Genomic DNA, 16638 nt, shown 5'->3' on the forward strand with positions numbered 1-16638 from the left:
GCTGCTTGGGAGGAATAGAATGTTTATTGAATTGATCGGGACCTTTATCGCAGGTATCGCTGGGGCTGGTCTTGTGATGCTGATCAATCATGTTCTCCGTGGTCGCTTGCCGCGCTGGTTCGCCCCTGTTGCTGCGGGTCTTGCAATGCTCCTGACAACAATCTCAAGCGAATACAGTTGGTTTTCTCGCACCAAAGACACCCTACCTGAAGGTTTGGTTGTGGCGCAAACAGTTGAGAGCAAAGCCTTCTATCGGCCATGGACGTATGTGCAGCCCTTCACCGAAAGATTTGTGGCAATTGATACGGCAACCATTCAGAGGCATCCGGACCAGCCAGGCATGAAGTTAGCGCAGGCCTACTTCTTCGGGCGTTGGGCGCCAGTGAACAAGCTTCCTGTACTCACAGACTGCGCAGCAGGCCGGCGGGCAGCTCTGGCTGATGGCATCGCCTTTGAAAAGGGTGGTGCAGTGACGGGCGCGCAATGGGTTGCAGCTTCCAAAGATGACCCGATCATCTCAACAATATGCGGGGCAGGATAATGCTGGTAGGGCTCAGTCTACGACTTCGGATTTTTCTTCTGTTTGCGGGTGTTGCCGCAGCCAGTTGTGCCGTTGTGGGAGCTGCGCTCTATTTCGGATACACCCGTATTCCTGAAACCAATGCTGCCTCCGGGTTTATTCTTGCCGGATTGCTTTCCAGTTTTGGCCTGCTTGCGATCTCTGTCAGCATCTGGCTGCTTTTTGATGAAAACGTCGCCAAACCGGTGCAACAGCTTTCAGCGGCCATCCGCACAAGAACGCACGCAGATGTGGAAGCATCTATCGACTTACAAAGTGCAAAGTATTTAGGCGACCTTGCACCAGCTGCACAAGCTGTAACAGGGCGATTGACTAACGAAGCCGCTGGTGTGGGTGATCTGGTCGCCGATGCAACTGCGCAGTTAGCTGCTGAACGCGAACAGCTTGCCTTGCTTCTTACCGAGATCCCTGTCGCAATCGTGCTCATCAGTCCGGCTCACAAGATCATGCTTTATGATGGACAAGCAGCAGATATTCTTGGTCAAGTCCATGTTCCTCGCCTGAGCGCGTCTATCTTTGACTATTTTGCAGAAGACGAGATTCTCGGTGCTTATGAGCAGCTCGAGGAACTACGCACCGAAATTGCAGTGAAGGCCAAAGGGACAAGAGGTAATCTCAACTTCCAACTGCGCCTTAAAAAACTCAGTCAGGCATCGGGCTACATGATCCTGATCGACGATGCCACTGCACGCATCGCACCAGAAGCGCCCCGCCCGTTGATCTATGATTTTGACGCCACTCAACATTATGAGACCGAAAAAGCAATCGAGCAGCAACTTCTGAAAGATCTGAGCTTTGTTGTGTTTGACACCGAAACCACAGGTTTGATGCCAAACAAGGATGAAATCGTTCAAATCGGTGCTGTACGGGTTGTCAATGGACGGATCATTCCCGGTGAAACAGTAGATCAACTGGTGAACCCGGGCCGCCCGATCCCAGCCGCATCCACGGGAGTGCACCGCATCACCGACGACATGGTGGCAGATGCCCCAGATCCCGTGACAGCAACTTCAGATTTTCACGTGTTCGCCAAAGATGCTGTTATCGTTGCCCACAACGCCCCATTCGACATGGCCTTCCTGCAACGATACAGCCATATGTCTGACCATGTATGGGATCATCCAATCCTTGATACGGTTTTGCTCTCAGCAGTGGTCTTTGGAGCAGAACAGGAACACACCCTCGATGCTCTCTGTGCTCGACTTGATATCGAAATCCCCGAAGCCCTCCGCCACACCGCCCTAGGCGATGCCCAAGTCACCGCCCAGGCCCTCTGCAAACTCCTCCCCATCCTGACATCTCGCGGCTTCGACACCTTCGGGAAAGTCGTAGAGCAAACGAGGAAACATGGGCGGTTGTTGAAGGATATGAATTGAGGCTAGCAGTTATCGTGGGACGTCTTCGAGGCCTGTTTACTAAGGTTCATCTCCTTTTCTCCTGCAACTCTGCCTATAAAGCTGGCCCCTCCGTTCACCTGCCCCGCTCCTGCAAGTTGAGTTGAAAGTATAAAAACATGACAAACGTCCTGCTTATGCTTCTGATACTCGCTGCTATAACGATAATAAGCATCCGAAATACGAAAATGCATTAGGTGGCTTCTTAAAAAGTCTACACCGTGATTTGTAATCAGTTCTCCAGTGTCTGCCTTCATTAGAAAATTCTTTGATGCTTCTAATGGTGACGGCCTTGGCACTTGCTCAAAATAATTTAGCCACAAGCTCAACTGTAATAACACATTGATAATCAATACATAATTCGCATACCTCACCCGCAAACTTGTTAACCAAATCACCACCAAAATAGATGGCAGTAGCACATGGCGAAGGTTCTCCGGGTTTTGGGCTAATGCTGTCCAAAGGAGAGCTGATAGAGTGGCGGTTGTGAGTGGAGAGAGTTGGGGCTTTCTGAAAAGCGCATAAGCTGCAGTGCAGACGAGCAGGGATAATGTGATGAAAGCGAGTGGTTCGTGGGTTGCTGCGTCGAGCCAGGTGTCGCGTTTTGTTGCTTGCTCGAAGGAGGTATTTCCCCAGACTGTGAAGTGGCCCTCTGTAAACCGTAGCGCTTCCAGGAAGTAACTTTCGCCCTCTAGCAGAACAACTGCGCCGAAAAACAGGAAAAGTGTTCCTGTTATCGTAACAAACAAGATAAACCGGGCTTCTTTCTTTAAACACCATTCGGTTAAAAGCGATAGCCCGATCGGGATGAGGAAGGAGGGCCTGCAGGCGAGCGCCATTCCTGCGAACGCACCGGCGAAGCCGTGTTTCCCTCTGCCCATGCTTGCCAAAGCAGCGACGAAGAAGGTGATGCCGGTTGCATCGCTCATCATGCTGAGGCTGACAAGAGGCAGGAACGGGAGGGTTAGAACTCCGGCAAACGCGAGTAATGTGCCTGTTGGCGTAGCTCCATGTGCTCTTGCCGCCCATGCAGAAAGTGGTGGCAATGAAAGCGCAGAGAAGAGCGTGAGGTAAAAGACTGCTTGCTTCGCGGTTAGTCCCGCAAAATATAGAAGTTTGCTGAGAGCGATGAAACCGGGGTAACCTGGGAAGTGAGGCCTAAACTCAAGAACACTGAAGCGGATCGTGCCATTGACGAAAAAGAACGCATCATCAGTTGGATTGCTGGGTGGGTGGCGAAGCAGCCAGATAGACAGCACCGCATAACAGCAAAGAGCAATGCCCCACCCTAGCCTCAGCATCTTAGTTTGCCAAAGCTTTCAAGGTCGCTTCGACAGCCGCGTTGTAGGCTGCAGGATCAGGCTCGCGCTTACCCACGCCGAACACGCCTGGATTACCTATTGCTTCCAGTGCCTGACGCAGGGCTTCATCAGCTGCCTGACGTTTTTCACCGGACAGCTCACCAGCCATTGAATCGAAGAAACGCTTGGATTTAACCACCAGAACCTTTGCGGTTTGATAGTCGTTCAGGTTCTCAGCTCCAGCCTGTAGGCGCCGTGTAATCTCCGCGATGAACGCGCGATTGATAGCGGCTGAAAGTGCAGGTGTATCCTGCGACGCGAATGCACTCTCGAACGCTTCAGAAAGACCGCTATCATAATCTTCTGTCAGATACGTCAGCTCCTCAGAGATCTCACTTGCAGCGTTTTTTGCAGCCTCAAAGTTGCCTTCAAGTGCGGCCTTCAACATTGCTTCACGTGCATCAATCAGCGGCTCTTTGCCCGCAGCGGCATAGGAGTACGCATGTGCCTGACCTGCTACGAACAGGGAAATCAGCAATGCATAAAACACTCTCGTCATGACAAATCTCCTAGGCGACGCTTTCCGTTTCAATCACGGTTCGTTCGCTGCGGTGTTCATAAATCGTTGTACGGTTGTTCTCACAGTCAATCAGCGCATTTGCAGCCATCTGGCCCATCTCCATAGAAGTGTCCGTGAAGATGTAACGGAAGGTGCCTTGCCGACCACATTGGATCAGATTGTCAAACTGATTAAGGTGAGCAATTGCTCTGGCTCTTTTTGCTTCATAGCCAACAGACATCAAAGGATAAGCTTGGCTCTGGTAAGTCGAGAAATACTCACCTGTCGCCGCTGCGCTATCAATGCCGAGCTTATTCAGAACTTCGCAAGCTTTGGCGAACATCTGCTCATTATCCATGTCCCAGAGCGGACTGCCCGGATCACATGGGATTTCAAGCATAGCTGAGGTATGTCCCTTAGGCGCCATAAAGGGAGAGCGCCTCTTCGGCTCCTGCAGACGGGTGGCCATGATGTCAGGATCAGAGAGGTACTGCCAGGTGCAATCAGACAGGTCGTCCATCTCCAATGGCATGTTGAAGAACCGCAGGCCTCTGAAGGCAAGATCGCTCTCTCCGCCGGTCAGATTGACCATGTAGGGAAGCGAGAGTGTCGAGAGTATTGCGTCAACAGAGTACGAGTTGCCGCCAGCCTTTACAGCTTTGATGCACCCGCCGTCATAATCAAAATCGTCTACGGGTGCGTCATAGATGATCTGTCCGCCCAGTTCTTCAACCTTCTGCGCCATACGCTCAAAGATTATGCCAAACCCATACTTGGGATAGCGATAGCTTCTGGCGTAGGTTCGTGGTGTATCCCTACCAACGGGCAACAGACGCTTTGCGACATCTTTCAGATCCAGCAGACTGATCCGCTGCCCTGCCCAATCAGCAGAGAGTTCTGCCGGATCAATACCCCATAGCTTGGCCGTATATCCTTCAAAGAAATTCTTATAGAGCGTCTTACCAAACCTGCTGGTGATCCAGGTTGCGAAATTGTCATCATTCGGCTTGGTGAACGGCAAGGCCGCCAGATCTTTTAAGGCACCGGCCAGCAAGGATGTTGGAGCCGTTTTGAGGATGTTGCCCATCGCCAACGGGTAATCATAGGTACGGTCCTGAAAGCGTATAACACTTTTACGCTGGCTGGTGAGCAACTCATCACCGACGAGGTCCTCCACCAACTTCAACAGTCCTGCATTGTGGGTGATGAAGCGGTGACCTCCGTAATCAAAGCGATAAGTTCCGTGGCGCCCTTCAAAAGTGGTCGTCCCACTCTGACCGCCCTCTTTGGCAGCTTTTTCAAGCACGGTGACCTGGATACCAGCCTCTAACAAACGCAGTGCGGCTGTCAGACCAGCTGGGCCCGCTCCCAGCACCAAAACATGATCAGGCCTTTTGAGCATAGCCGCGGCTCCAGAAACTCAGGAATAGTCCAAGATATAGCGCCCAGCTTGTAAACTGGATCAGCGATGGAGATGCGTTATAGCCGAACAAGGCACGCATGAAAGTGCCAAAGGTGCCCTGATCATCAAGAATGAACGAGATATTGAAGATCTGCTCGACCACAATCGGAACCACATCAATCGCCTGCAGCATATTGATTGCAGAAGAGAACAAACCGGCCGCGATAATGATGATCAGCAGGCTGGTGTACTTAAAGAATGGTGCAATTGGAACCTGACGCGTACCACGCATCATGGCCCAGACCAGAACAATCGACGCAATCAGACCAATAGAGGCGCCTATTAAGCCGTTCTCCAGAGTTACACCCTGCCCTGAATACATAAGAGCGGAGAAGAACAGAACTGTCTCGAAGCCTTCGCGCAGCACAGCGATGAACGCCAGAAACACCATGCCCCACAGGTTGCCAGAGGAGATATGAAACTCCAGCTGTTTTTTGACATGATCAACCTGTGCTTTGGCCTGTCGATGCATCCAGATGGCCATGTAACTGAGCACCAGCGTGGCGAACAGCAGGATGAAGATCATCAGAAGGTGCTGATAGTGTTCGTTGGAGAACTGGTCGATCACCACCTGGAAGACAAATGCAAGACCAAGAGAAACGATAAGGCCCAATACGACGCCCAGATAAACATACTTATTGAAATGCCGAACATCGAGTTTTTGCATGTATGACAGGATGATACCGACCAGCAGGAATGCTTCCAGCCCTTCGCGGAAAGTGATCAGAAAACTAGCAAACATTATGGCTGCTCCAGTGTTTCGTTTAGTTCAGCCATAACAACAGCTTCAGGGTTTGGCAGGTCTGGGTAGGATTGACGAACGGCATCCGTCACCCACTGAGGGTAGATACGGAACATCATCTTCACATCAACGCTGAGTGGATAAGCAACATCTTCTGGCAGAGCAAAGGTCTCGTCCCGATAGCCATCCGCTGGGATCTTGGTGTCCTTAATCATCTTTTCATAGCGCCAGAACAGCAGGCCAACAGGATTGCCATCTTTGTCACCAAAGACCTTCTGGAACAAACGGGCATCGGCTGGCACAACGCCTTTATCATCCATTTTCCCGTCTTCCAGAATGACAGTTCCATTGGCGTCTTTGACCGTCACATCCAACCAGAGCTGACGGAAATCAGCCACACCGGTTGGCAAAGCGTGCCCTGCCCCAACATTCTTGACGCGAACAACCAGCTGACCATCGTCATCAATGCGACTTTCCAGTTCAGCCGCAGTCCGCAGCAGTTCGATGCTCATGTCTGCAAGCTTTTTGTTGCGCAGGCCAACGAGGTGATGATTGGCACCTGTGAACTGGTGGGTCACCACATTGTCTTTAACTTTGCCACCATCTGTTGAGATGCCTGGAACGTTCTCACCGATCTTCTGAACATCCGCCATCATGTGGCAACTGATGCAGGTTCGGTTTTTAGAAGGATCATCCGGGTTGTTGTAGGAGGACTTCTCCCACTCTCCATAGGTGTTCACAATCACACTGCCCGTGCCCGGTGCAACCTCATTGTGGCACGTGCTGCACAGCGCAGAGTCCTTGTAAAACGGTTGAGAATAAGACTTGGCATGCACTTCTGGCTTAGCGTTGATCTGGCGGTTACCAACCCAGTGCAGCAGCGCATTGTCATTATCTTCGAATATGTATTTCTCCCTGTCCTTCACATTCACAGTGAAGCTGGCGTTGGTACCCGCTGTCTTGCCCATGGCTGCTTCAATGCGTGTGATGCGGTGACAGAACAGGCAACCGGTGCCTTCATCGGAATCCGGAGTGCCCTCTGCGAGCGCTTTGAAGAGGCTTACTCCGCCTTTTTCAAACATATGTCCTTCCTGAGGGGCAGCTTTTGGTTCTGTGAACTGCTCTTGCGGTTCATGGCAGCCAAGGCACCACTTGCCGAACTCTTTACCCTCGGTCTGTTCCGCAACAGACTTCACGACCATGAAGTATGGGTTGGATTCGCCCATCAACCGGTGATTTGAATCAGCCCATTGCTCGAACATATCTGAGTGGCAGGAGGCACATGCGGCGGAGTTCACCCAGTCCTTTTCGTGTAAAAGCTTGCGATCATCATCCAGCCGGACCCAACTTGCACCCAGAGGAAGGTTACCACGAGACGTTATAAAGGCCTGCAGCGCTTCCATGTCGCGTTTAACTGGTTCGGTAGGCTCATCCGGGTTGATCTGCAGCGCACCATCGCGATCATCGTGCCCCATCCCGCCCTGCGTTTTTTGTATGATACGCAGGTAATCGCCAACAAAATCGCCCGAAATCATATGTTTCAGATTATCGTGCCCAATAACAGATCTATCGAACTTTTTGGTAGGTGTGGAACGGTAAAGATAGCCATTGGTGAAGTTGAAGCCATCCACATGGCAGCTCTGACAACTCATCCAGAAATCACCTGTGGTCGGCGTCAGCTTGGCATCATCTGTGTTCCCGCTGTTAAAGAGTGTTTTGCCGCGACGAAGCTTGGGCTCAACCGGGTCCTTCTTCACAAGGCGAACAGACGGTTTGTCGCTCAACGCAACTCTGGCAAAGGGACCGTCACCACCACGTTTCAGTTCAACAAGATCAAGCGTCATCGCATTTTGCACGAAGATGTCTTGGCCCGAGACCACAAGGCCGCGTGGGTTATCACCCGGGATATGGCGGAAAATCTGCGTAACCTTTGCCCCACCCTGATTGAGTTTGCCTTTCCGGCGAGCACGGCGTTTTTTCTTGCTGGTCAGCGCAGTTCTGCGGGTCAGATCAAAGACCATCAGATCTTCACTGCCCGCCAGTGTTACGTAGACCTTTTTGCCGTCTTCAGAGAACGCCGCATCATGAGGATTGGAAACAATGCGTGTGCGATTGTTGGTGTCAACGATGTTGATCTGCTTGAACAGATGCTTACGGCGCTCAGCAACCTCTTTTTCCTGCCCTTGCTCAAGGCTCAGCAGTGAAACACTTGGGAATACAGTAGACTGAAACTGAAACGGATGATCGAAGTTCCAAAGAACGTGAGGCAGCCAAGCTTCTTTTTCATCCGGGCTCACCGCGATATCATCCAGAATGCGCGGAACACCTTGAGAAACGGCTTCATCATTGTCCTGCGTTTCAGCAAGAGTAATGGTCTTGAGCAATTTCAGTTTTGCGCCAGCAGTATCCCAAATGGATACTTTCCCAACCATCGCATGAGTAACAATCAGACGACCATCATTCAGCAGTGCTAGACCACGCGGCGTTTCTTCACTCTCCACTTCCTGAAGAACACCACGGTTAGGATCAATTGCAATTAGCTTGTGTGCTTCGAACAGAGACACCCAATAGACATCGTTTGCCTTGTCATAGACGATACCAAACGGACGGTGATCTGTTTTGAACTCAGAAAGCACCTTGTTGGTTTTCAGATCAACAAAGACCACACGGTCGCCTGTGTAATCAGTCAGGCCAACAACACTGCGCTGACCGTCCAGCGCAACACGGCGAACGTCTCCACCAACTGTGATTTCGTGGAGCAAACCTTTAGTGCTGCGATTAAGAACAGACACGCTGCCTGCATCAAAATTTGCAGAAATCAGTTTTGTGCCATCCTTATTGAGGACAAGGGAGCCACTTTCAACGGCAGCATAAGCTGGCACCATGAGTGCCACTAGCGCCAGCAGAAATGGAAAGATCCAGGCTGCAACCTTGACCATGGAATAGCGTTTGGCGTGATGGAACACCAAAATGGATACTGGGAGCGCTGGCAACAGGTGCAGCCAATAGGCCAACTGCCCTAACACGTTGCCTCTATTACCAAAAAACGCGAGATATATGCCGCTCAGCACCAATAAGACCAGAGCAATCTCAATCATTTGTCCTGTTCGGCGCAAGAAAGGACGACCGTTGCGCTTGATAAGATCACGATGAGAAAACCAGAACGGAAGAACAAACAAGGGAAAGAGGATGAGAGAAACAACAAAGTGGACGGCAAGCGTAGGCTGAATGATTTGCCACGGGAGACCAACCACATCCCACAGCATCAATCCGCTGATAGTGAGGAAGTAAAGCACGAACTCAGCATGTTTGCTTTTGTAACCAAGACGCTTCCAAAACACTGCTATTGCGCCGGGTTGTGCTGGCTTAGGTCCGTTTGCAGGTACACTATTTTTGCTTGCATCATCCATGAGTACGGATCGATTCTTTTGTAGGATTATTGGTTTTGTTGTCTCTATAGCTAAATGCGAATGCTTCGCATTTGACTTAAGTTAACAAGCAGAAGAAGCCGGGATGTTTTACACCCCGGCTATCATGATTTTCGGTAAACTACTTATTTTACAGCAGAAACCTTGACCTTACCGGCCATCACCATAGCTGTACCAGCCTGCACGACCTGAGGAACGCCATCTGCATCAGTGTCGATATCCTCACTGCCTGCAACCACGTTCTCACCACTGTCGCCAAGCCACTCCGACAACTGCATGCCTTCGTTCACATTGCGGCCATTGATGACAGTGCGGAACCAGCTCTCATAACGTCCAGTCAGGCTTGCCAGATCCAGCAGAGGCTCGCTTTCACCTTCACTGTTGCGCAGGATCAGCATTGCGCTGCGCAGGCCCGCGCTGATTGCAGCGGCAGTGTATGGTGTGTGCTCAGTTGGCTGACCCGGAACCGCAGCATAAGTGCCAATTGCCTTGTCATACATCTTTGCTTCAATGGTCAGGAACAGCTTACGCGCTGCCTCTTTGTAGGCTTCATCCTTGGTTGCAAGAAATGCTGAAGTCAGGCCATGAACAACTGCAAACTGAGAGCCAAGGCTCTGCCCGGCTTGTGCGCCTTTTCCGATCTCAAAGCTATCAACGGCCAGACCGTTATCAGCAATCAAGTTCTTCAGGATGAAGTCTGCTTGTGCTTTGATCAGCTCCAGAGCGCGCTTACCACGTGCAGTATCAAGGCTTTCACCGGCATCAGCTGAAGCGTAACCAACAGCCAGAGCATCCTGAGAACGCTGGAAGATGTTCAATGCCTGCAAAGCATATGCAGCGTCGTAGGTGGTTACTGTAGCGCCCTGCTTGCCGTCATAAAGATCAACCAGAGTGCCTGCTTCTTTATTGAAGTGAAGCGCATCAAGGTTTTTGAAGGTTGCATTGGTTAGAACACTGGCCGCAGAGAAGACATCATCAGTAGCAACGTCATTCATTGGGTCGTTGTCTTTGTTCAGATCAGCTGCTGCTGCAAACGGAGCACCATCAAACACCGCCAGGAACGCAGGATTCTGGTTGGTGTTCACTGTACGCTGATCGCTATAGGCATAGATCTCAGCCAAAGGCCACAGCATCAGCCATGTATCGCGCAGTGTTGAAGCACCATCGATAACCTTCAAAGATCCGATTGCCTTTACTGAGTTTTCGGTCTTTTCGGTCACTGCCACTTTGCGAGGGAACCAGATTGGTCCGTTTGCAGGATCATAGGACGCAGTCAGCTTCGCACCCAGCATCTTACCATCATAACCAAACTGATCACGCAGTGTGACCAGACGATCATTGATCATTTCAGTCAGGATAACACCGTTAAAGCCATCCGCAGTGGAAACGCCAAGTGCGTGTACGCCGTCCTGATCCATGACAGCGCTTTCAGCTTCGACTTCCAGATCATCAGCAATGGTGTGCATGCCGCCCATAAAGTCCTGCGCCCACATCACGTCCTTCAACATGATGCCGGCAGCAGCACCCGGGTTGAAGGATTTGTCCATGCCATCTTCCTTCCACGCAAGCGATGCGTAGTCGCGGAAGTAAGCCGGAATATCGACCTTTACGATCTTGGACTTTCCATGCGCGTTCAGGATCTCTGCTTCATCACCAGAAACAACCGAAGTGTCGACTGCCTGCCCAAACTCAGGAAGAGCAGAGACATATGGGAAGGTGATCGGATACATGTTGAGCGGGATTTCTTCGGCTGGGAAGGCAACGGATCCAGCCAGCTCAATCACGCGCTTACCAAGACTTTCCAGAGAACCACCACGTGTCTTATTCAAAGGACCATTGACGATATGCGGACCCATTTTGGACTGGTAGTTCACCGCATACATCGCTTCTTCAGAGTACTCGTAGCTCTCGATTCCGGCTGCATAGTCAAAAGCAGTTGGCTGGTTGACGAGGTTTGGATCCAGAACATCAAGATCCAGACCAAGGCCTTCAGCCAATGGCTCACCGGAGAGCTCAAACTCGGTATATGCCAGGAAGCCACCAGCCGGATCGAAGACCTTATCGAGAACCTCGACTTTTACCTCAGGAGAACCAGCCAGTGCTGCGGAGCTGATTGCCACTGCGGACGCGAATGATAGAAGTGCTGTTTTGTTCAACATGCTTTAACTCGGAATCTCTTTATGAGGATGTGGCCCAACATGAGCAAACCTCCCCTATCCCCCTCCAATGCGCCGAACCAACCAGGGCAAAACTGATCGCTTCCCGCAATTGAGAATGATTTGCAATCCGAGAAATATGGAAGAGACTTCCTGTCGCAAATGACAAAAGTCAAATATGAGTTAAATAATCAAGATTTAGAAATACTCAAAAATACAATAGGTTATATGGATTAGTGACTACATTACATATCTTCAGGACCACCTTATTTCAACAATCCCAAAATCAAATCAGCACCTTAAATCATAACAGGGTTGTCACCTTACACCCTACAAATGATGCAGCGCGACGAGCTGGCTTTGGTGTAGAACTTACTCCCCCTCATCAATCACTCGCCTTTCAGAAAACATATCCTCACCCAATCATCTATTTAAGTGAATTAGTTTCACTTCGGCTCTTCAAACTCGGGAAATGTGCATTAAATTCAGGCTGCGCAATTTAATTGTCCGGGCAATCAAATGAAATTTAATTATCAAAACCCGACCAAGCTGCTGTTTGGTCAGGGACAAATCTCTGAAATTCACCACCAGATCCCAGCAGGTAGCCGTGTGCTATTTGCGTATGGTGGTGGGTCCATCAAAGCTAATGGTGTCTACGATCAGGTAACGAGCGCACTGGAAGGCTTCACTGTGGTGGAGTTTTCCGGCATTGAACCAAACCCGCATTTTGAGACGCTGGAAAAGGCTGTTGATCTGGTAAAGGAACATGACCTTAACTTCATTCTCGCTGTTGGGGGCGGGTCTGTCGTTGACGGGTGCAAGTTCGTCGCTGCAGCCGCTCATTATTATGGCGACCATTGGGATATCCCAAGCGGCAAACACCGCATTCAAAAAGCCACTCAATTGGCATCCGTGTTGACACTGCCAGCAACCGGTTCTGAGTCCAACGGCAACTCCGTCATCACGCGCAAGTCTACAGGTGAAAAGCTGGCCTTCGGCTCACCGCATGTCTATCCGGTTTTCTCTGTGCTGGATCCGGACACAATGAAAACGCTACCTGAGCGCCAGATTAAGAATGGCTTGGTCGATGCATTCGTTCATGTATGTGAGCAGTATCTGACTTTCCCGACGGGCGCACTGGTTCAGGACGGTTACGCAGAAGCACTCCTGCGTACGCTCATTCAACTAGGGCAAACATACTCTGAGCGAGACACAGACGAGTGGCGTGCAAATTTGATGTATGCAGCCAATCAGGGTCTGAATGGATTAATCTCCTGCGGCGTACCGCAAGACTGGGCAACTCACCAGATTGGCCATGAGTTGACTGCTTGTTATGGGATCGACCATGCTCAGACACTCTCCATCATCCAGCCAAGCCTTCTGCGTAGCCAGATTGAGTTGAAGCGGGAAAAACTGGAGCAGATGGGCACCACGGTTTTTGCCTTACCGAAAACCGAAGATCTTGCGGAAAAGACGGTTGATGCCATCGAAGATTTTTATCAGGAGCTGGCAATGCCAATCCGCCTCTCCGATGCAAAAATCACGGAGCAGAATGACATCGACACACTGATGCAGATCATTGAGGGGCGAGACTTCTTGCAGGCCATTGGTGAGCACGGCAAGATCACCCCTGACGTGATCAAAGAAATCGTGTACGCAGCACGGTAAACAGATCAGCCCGCCGATCAATCGGCGGGCTTTTTTGTGGGAACCTCTCATCCTCTATGAAATCTCAAGTGACAAACCCAGCCCTCCGCCAGTAATCCTGTGAGATATCAGAGTACTCTTCGCAGATTATGAGGGAGCAACGGGATGTTGCAGCTGTCCGACACTCAAACAAAAGACGCCCTGCCCTTCCAGCCACTGGTGGAAGCCTTGAGAACCATGTTTAGGGAAGGCTGCGAAATGCCGGTTCGGCACCATCACACCATGGGTGTACCGGACAAAGCAGACGCCACTCTCCTTCTCATGCCAGCCTGGCAGTCGGGTGCCTATTTCGGTGTGAAGCTGGCAAGCGTTTTCCCAAGTAACGCAGACTTGGGTATTCCTGCAGTTTCAGCTACCTATCTGTTATCCGATGGAACAACAGGCGCTCCGCTTGCCTTGGTTGACGGAGGAGAACTGACAGCACGCCGCACCGCAGCAGCCTCAGCTCTAGCTGCAGATTACCTTGCGCGCAAAGATGCAAAAACACTGACCATGGTCGGAACTGGCCGTCTGTCCGCCAACCTCATCGAAGCACATTGCGCAACCAGACAGATCGAAACCGTCTACCTCTGGGGCAGGAATTTCGAAAAGGCACAGCAAAATGCACAAGATTTTAGTGCAACGCTCGGCCTCAACGTGATTGCCGAACAGTCATTGCAAAAGGCCGTTGGGCAAGCAGACATTGTTTCAGTGGCAACACTCTCCAATGCGCCGTTAATCAAAGGCGAATGGCTGCCAGAAGGATGCCATCTCGATCTCGTCGGCGGGTTCACCCCTAATATGCGCGAAGCAGATGACACAGCAATCACCCGTTCCAGAGTATTTGTCGATACACGTGCGGGCGCCATGAAAGAAGCAGGTGATCTGACCATTCCGCTCGCAAACGGCACTCTGAAGCCTGAGGACGTAATCGCAGATTTATACGACCTGACCCGAGGTGGAAATCCAGGTAGAACGAGTAATCAGGAGATCACCTTCTTCAAGTCCGTCGGGGCTGCGCTGGAAGATCTGGCAGGCGCGATCCTCGCCTACGAAAACTCAAAGGAACTCCAAAGGGCCTAAATGCAAAGGCTCAGCATTGCTATCCATTACGGTGCTGAGCCCAGAACCTTTGCCGCATCTCAGCAGTTCTGAAGTGAGTAAAGTGCGCATCACGCTGCATGGAAACCAAAGGCTGGTAATGGAGAAGGTCAATTTCTTTTGTAGCCACCGGACGCAGACTATCAAGCACATACCGCTCCCCCTGAAACTGCACTGAAGTCACAGCATGGATAACCTGCCTGCGACTGTCTTTTACCACAATGAAGCGTAAATCCGCTTCCGCGTAGCCCAGCGCAAGCAGGCTGAAGTACTTGGCGATGGCATAGTCCTCGCAATCACCCCTATACCCGAGAAACTGCAAGGGTGCACGCCAGACGTCTGCATGCCCAGCGGCGACAGCTTGCGGGTCATAACCCGCACTTTCATTGATGTAGGAGTTGAGCAAGGAAAGCTGGCGCACCGACTGTGTCTGCCCTACCCCACGCACAATACGAGACCAATAGTCAACCGAGCCAGCACAGCGCACGTTGCCGGCAATGCACTCTTTCAGCGAAGCCAGCTGCTGATCACATTCCGGCAGCACAGCTTCCCATTTTCTAAAAGCCCGGCTGTTTCCGCCAGAAATCTCAACGGAACCGAACAGCCCAAAGCTCTCTTGTGATTTTCGGTTTGCTGGATTGGTGAAGCGGATAAACGAAAACAGACGGCGACGGCGTATTTTGCTGGGATAATCAAGTTTTACAGTATGTGCCTGCCCTCTGGAGATGCTGGACACAATTCCGGAAAGAAAGGCGGCTTTCACCACCATCCCTATAAAACTTCGTCGCAGCAAACCGCGTTTTCTACGATGTTTGCCCCGGTATTCCGGAAGAGCCATAACGCATTACCGTTCTCTTAGCGCCTCCTCACGTGCACGATTAACCGGCTTAAGAATGTAAGAAAGCACACTCTTCTCTCCGGTGAGAATATCGACGGAGGCGACCATCCCCGGCAGGATGGGAAGACTCTTGTTGCGACTTTCTAACTCCGTTTGCTTGGTTTTGATAGTTACGGAGTAAAACTGCTCATGGGTGACTTCATCGTAAACAGTATCTGCAGAAATTCCCTCAACTTCTCCATCAAGCCCACCATAGATGGAAAAATCATAGGCGCTTAATTTTACAAGTGCCTGCTGGCCCTGATGGATAAAAGCAATATCCTGCGGTTTGACCTTAGCTTCCACGAGCAGAATATCTTCAACGGGCACGATGGTCATCAACTGCTGCGATGGTGATGCAACACCGCCAATCGTGCTCACATCAATTGTATTCACAATGCCATCCATAGGAGCGCGAATTTCAGCCCTCTTGACCTTATCGCCAGCCCCTTTTGAGGTTTCGGTAATGATATCCAGCTGTGCCTGTACCTCACTCATCTCAGCTCGGGCAGCTTGACGGAACTTGATGTAAAGGCTCTCAATCTCCTGTTCAGCCTCATCAACAGCTGCTTGCAGCCGACCTTCAGTTACCCGAAGCGTATTGATCTGCCCTTCCAGATCTCCAATCTCCCGCTGCAACTTGAGCATATCAGTGCGCGGGATAATCTGCTTTTCAGCAAGGGGCGCCTTTAACTCACGCTCTTCGTTTGCAAGGCGCAGCAACTCCATCAGTTTACGCTTCTGGTTCTCAGAGGCTTCCAGTTCTGCCATACGCTGCGCAACACGAGATCGATTGATGGCGACCTGCCCTTTCAGCCCTTCTATATTCGCCTGAAACAGAGAAAGCTCTGAGGCGACAGTCTGAGGGGCTTTCTCCTGATAGTGGTCAGTATAAGACAGCTCCTCACCCCTTTGTGGCCAGACCGATTGGAACTCCAGCCGCTCCCGCGCAATCTCCAAAGCAAGTTGCTTGGCGACAAGTTCTCCAAGATTAGAAGAAAAGCCAGTATCATCCAAGCGGATCAGCACATCTCCTTTGCTGACGAGATCTCCGGTCTTAACCAGCACGTCCTTGACGATCCCGCCCTCAAGGCTTTGGATCACCTGTATTTTTGCCGAGGGAATGATCCGCCCGTCACCACGTGTCACCTCCTCCAGTTGAGCCCAACTGGCCCAAACAACAAATGAAACAAGAAGAAGACCGATGAGCAGGATCAACAATCGTGTTCTGGCAAACACAGCATGCTCCAGCCCAACGGAAACCTGAGCAGCTCCTTTGGGAAGCTGGGCAGTTTCAGAGCCCGAGCCAATCCACTTTCTCATCAGCTCCTTTAGATTCAACAGGCGCAAAG

At 51.0% G+C, this 16638-nt stretch carries 12 protein-coding genes; 4 read left to right on the forward strand and 8 right to left on the reverse strand.

What is annotated here, in order from left to right; all coding sequences use genetic code 11:
- Nucleotides 1–19 precede the first annotated feature (19 nt).
- A complete protein-coding gene (locus AC3CB2_RS06535; protein WP_352929898.1) occupies nt 20–541 on the forward strand; it encodes a hypothetical protein in 522 nt (173 codons plus the stop codon).
- Nucleotides 541–1956: a 3'-5' exonuclease gene (locus AC3CB2_RS06540; protein WP_352929895.1), complete on the forward strand. Its 1416-nt coding sequence runs from the start codon at nt 541–543 to the stop codon at nt 1954–1956. The genes AC3CB2_RS06535 and AC3CB2_RS06540 overlap by 1 nt, the downstream gene beginning before the upstream one ends.
- Before the next feature lie 2 nt (nt 1957–1958).
- Here AC3CB2_RS06540 and AC3CB2_RS06545 read toward each other — a convergent pair whose 3' ends face one another.
- The 6 genes from AC3CB2_RS06545 to AC3CB2_RS06570 all read right to left on the reverse strand — a co-directional run bounded on the left by AC3CB2_RS06545 (nt 1959) and on the right by AC3CB2_RS06570 (nt 11625).
- Nucleotides 1959–3233 (reverse strand): hypothetical protein, encoded by a 1275-nt coding sequence (locus tag AC3CB2_RS06545; RefSeq protein ID WP_352929892.1) that lies wholly within the window; start codon nt 3231–3233, stop codon nt 1959–1961.
- 43 nt (nt 3234–3276) lie between these two features.
- Nucleotides 3277–3834, reverse strand: a complete 558-nt coding sequence (locus AC3CB2_RS06550; RefSeq protein WP_352929890.1) for a hypothetical protein — start codon at nt 3832–3834, stop codon at nt 3277–3279.
- 10 nt (nt 3835–3844) lie between these two features.
- The gene (locus AC3CB2_RS06555; protein ID WP_352929887.1) at nt 3845–5236 is read right to left on the reverse strand and encodes an FAD-dependent oxidoreductase; all 1392 of its coding nucleotides are present in this window, start codon (nt 5234–5236) and stop codon (nt 3845–3847) included.
- Nucleotides 5220–6038 carry an FTR1 family iron permease gene (locus AC3CB2_RS06560; protein ID WP_352929885.1) on the reverse strand — a complete coding sequence of 273 codons (819 nt, stop codon included), beginning with the start codon at nt 6036–6038 and terminating at the stop codon, nt 5220–5222. The genes AC3CB2_RS06555 and AC3CB2_RS06560 overlap by 17 nt, the downstream gene beginning before the upstream one ends.
- Entirely contained in the window at nt 6038–9379 is a 3342-nt protein-coding gene (locus AC3CB2_RS06565) for a multiheme c-type cytochrome (RefSeq protein ID WP_352929883.1), read from the reverse strand. Before AC3CB2_RS06565 ends, AC3CB2_RS06560 begins: the two co-directional genes overlap by 1 nt.
- A 212-nt stretch (nt 9380–9591) precedes the next feature.
- Nucleotides 9592–11625, reverse strand: coding sequence for a hypothetical protein (locus AC3CB2_RS06570; RefSeq protein WP_352929880.1), 2034 nt, complete (start codon nt 11623–11625; stop codon nt 9592–9594).
- Nucleotides 11626–12141: 516 nt separating this feature from the next.
- Here AC3CB2_RS06570 and AC3CB2_RS06575 point away from each other — a divergent pair.
- Nucleotides 12142–13290: an iron-containing alcohol dehydrogenase gene (locus tag AC3CB2_RS06575; RefSeq protein WP_352929878.1), complete on the forward strand. Its 1149-nt coding sequence runs from the start codon at nt 12142–12144 to the stop codon at nt 13288–13290.
- Nucleotides 13291–13434: 144 nt separating this feature from the next.
- The gene (lhpI, locus tag AC3CB2_RS06580; protein ID WP_352929877.1) at nt 13435–14391 is read left to right on the forward strand and encodes a bifunctional Delta(1)-pyrroline-2-carboxylate/Delta(1)-piperideine-2-carboxylate reductase; all 957 of its coding nucleotides are present in this window, start codon (nt 13435–13437) and stop codon (nt 14389–14391) included.
- Nucleotides 14392–14410: 19 nt separating this feature from the next.
- Here the strand turns inward: lhpI and AC3CB2_RS06585 are convergent, their stop codons facing one another.
- Entirely contained in the window at nt 14411–15178 is a 768-nt protein-coding gene (locus AC3CB2_RS06585; protein ID WP_352931737.1) for a transglutaminase-like cysteine peptidase, read from the reverse strand.
- Nucleotides 15179–15253: 75 nt separating this feature from the next.
- Nucleotides 15254–16609, reverse strand: coding sequence for an HlyD family type I secretion periplasmic adaptor subunit (locus tag AC3CB2_RS06590; protein ID WP_352929876.1), 1356 nt, complete (start codon nt 16607–16609; stop codon nt 15254–15256).
- Nucleotides 16610–16638 lie beyond the last annotated feature (29 nt).

It is taken from the genome of Pseudovibrio sp. SCP20, from assembly GCF_057774105.1.

Excerpts from the sequence above, each read along its gene's own strand:
- AC3CB2_RS06560 (WP_352929885.1), bottom strand. The coding sequence starts at position 6,038 with ATGTTTGCTAGTTTTCTGATCACTTTCCGCGAAGGGCTGGAAGCATTC.
- AC3CB2_RS06550 (WP_352929890.1), bottom strand. The coding sequence starts at position 3,834 with ATGACGAGAGTGTTTTATGCATTGCTGATTTCCCTGTTCGTAGCAGGT.
- AC3CB2_RS06590 (WP_352929876.1), bottom strand. The coding sequence starts at position 16,609 with ATGAGAAAGTGGATTGGCTCGGGCTCTGAAACTGCCCAGCTTCCCAAA.
- AC3CB2_RS06570 (WP_352929880.1), bottom strand. The coding sequence starts at position 11,625 with ATGTTGAACAAAACAGCACTTCTATCATTCGCGTCCGCAGTGGCAATC.
- AC3CB2_RS06555 (WP_352929887.1), bottom strand. The coding sequence starts at position 5,236 with ATGCTCAAAAGGCCTGATCATGTTTTGGTGCTGGGAGCGGGCCCAGCT.
- AC3CB2_RS06585 (WP_352931737.1), bottom strand. The coding sequence starts at position 15,178 with ATGGTGGTGAAAGCCGCCTTTCTTTCCGGAATTGTGTCCAGCATCTCC.
- AC3CB2_RS06575 (WP_352929878.1), top strand. The coding sequence starts at position 12,142 with ATGAAATTTAATTATCAAAACCCGACCAAGCTGCTGTTTGGTCAGGGA.
- AC3CB2_RS06535 (WP_352929898.1), top strand. The coding sequence starts at position 20 with ATGTTTATTGAATTGATCGGGACCTTTATCGCAGGTATCGCTGGGGCT.
- AC3CB2_RS06540 (WP_352929895.1), top strand. The coding sequence starts at position 541 with ATGCTGGTAGGGCTCAGTCTACGACTTCGGATTTTTCTTCTGTTTGCG.
- lhpI (WP_352929877.1), top strand. The coding sequence starts at position 13,435 with ATGTTGCAGCTGTCCGACACTCAAACAAAAGACGCCCTGCCCTTCCAG.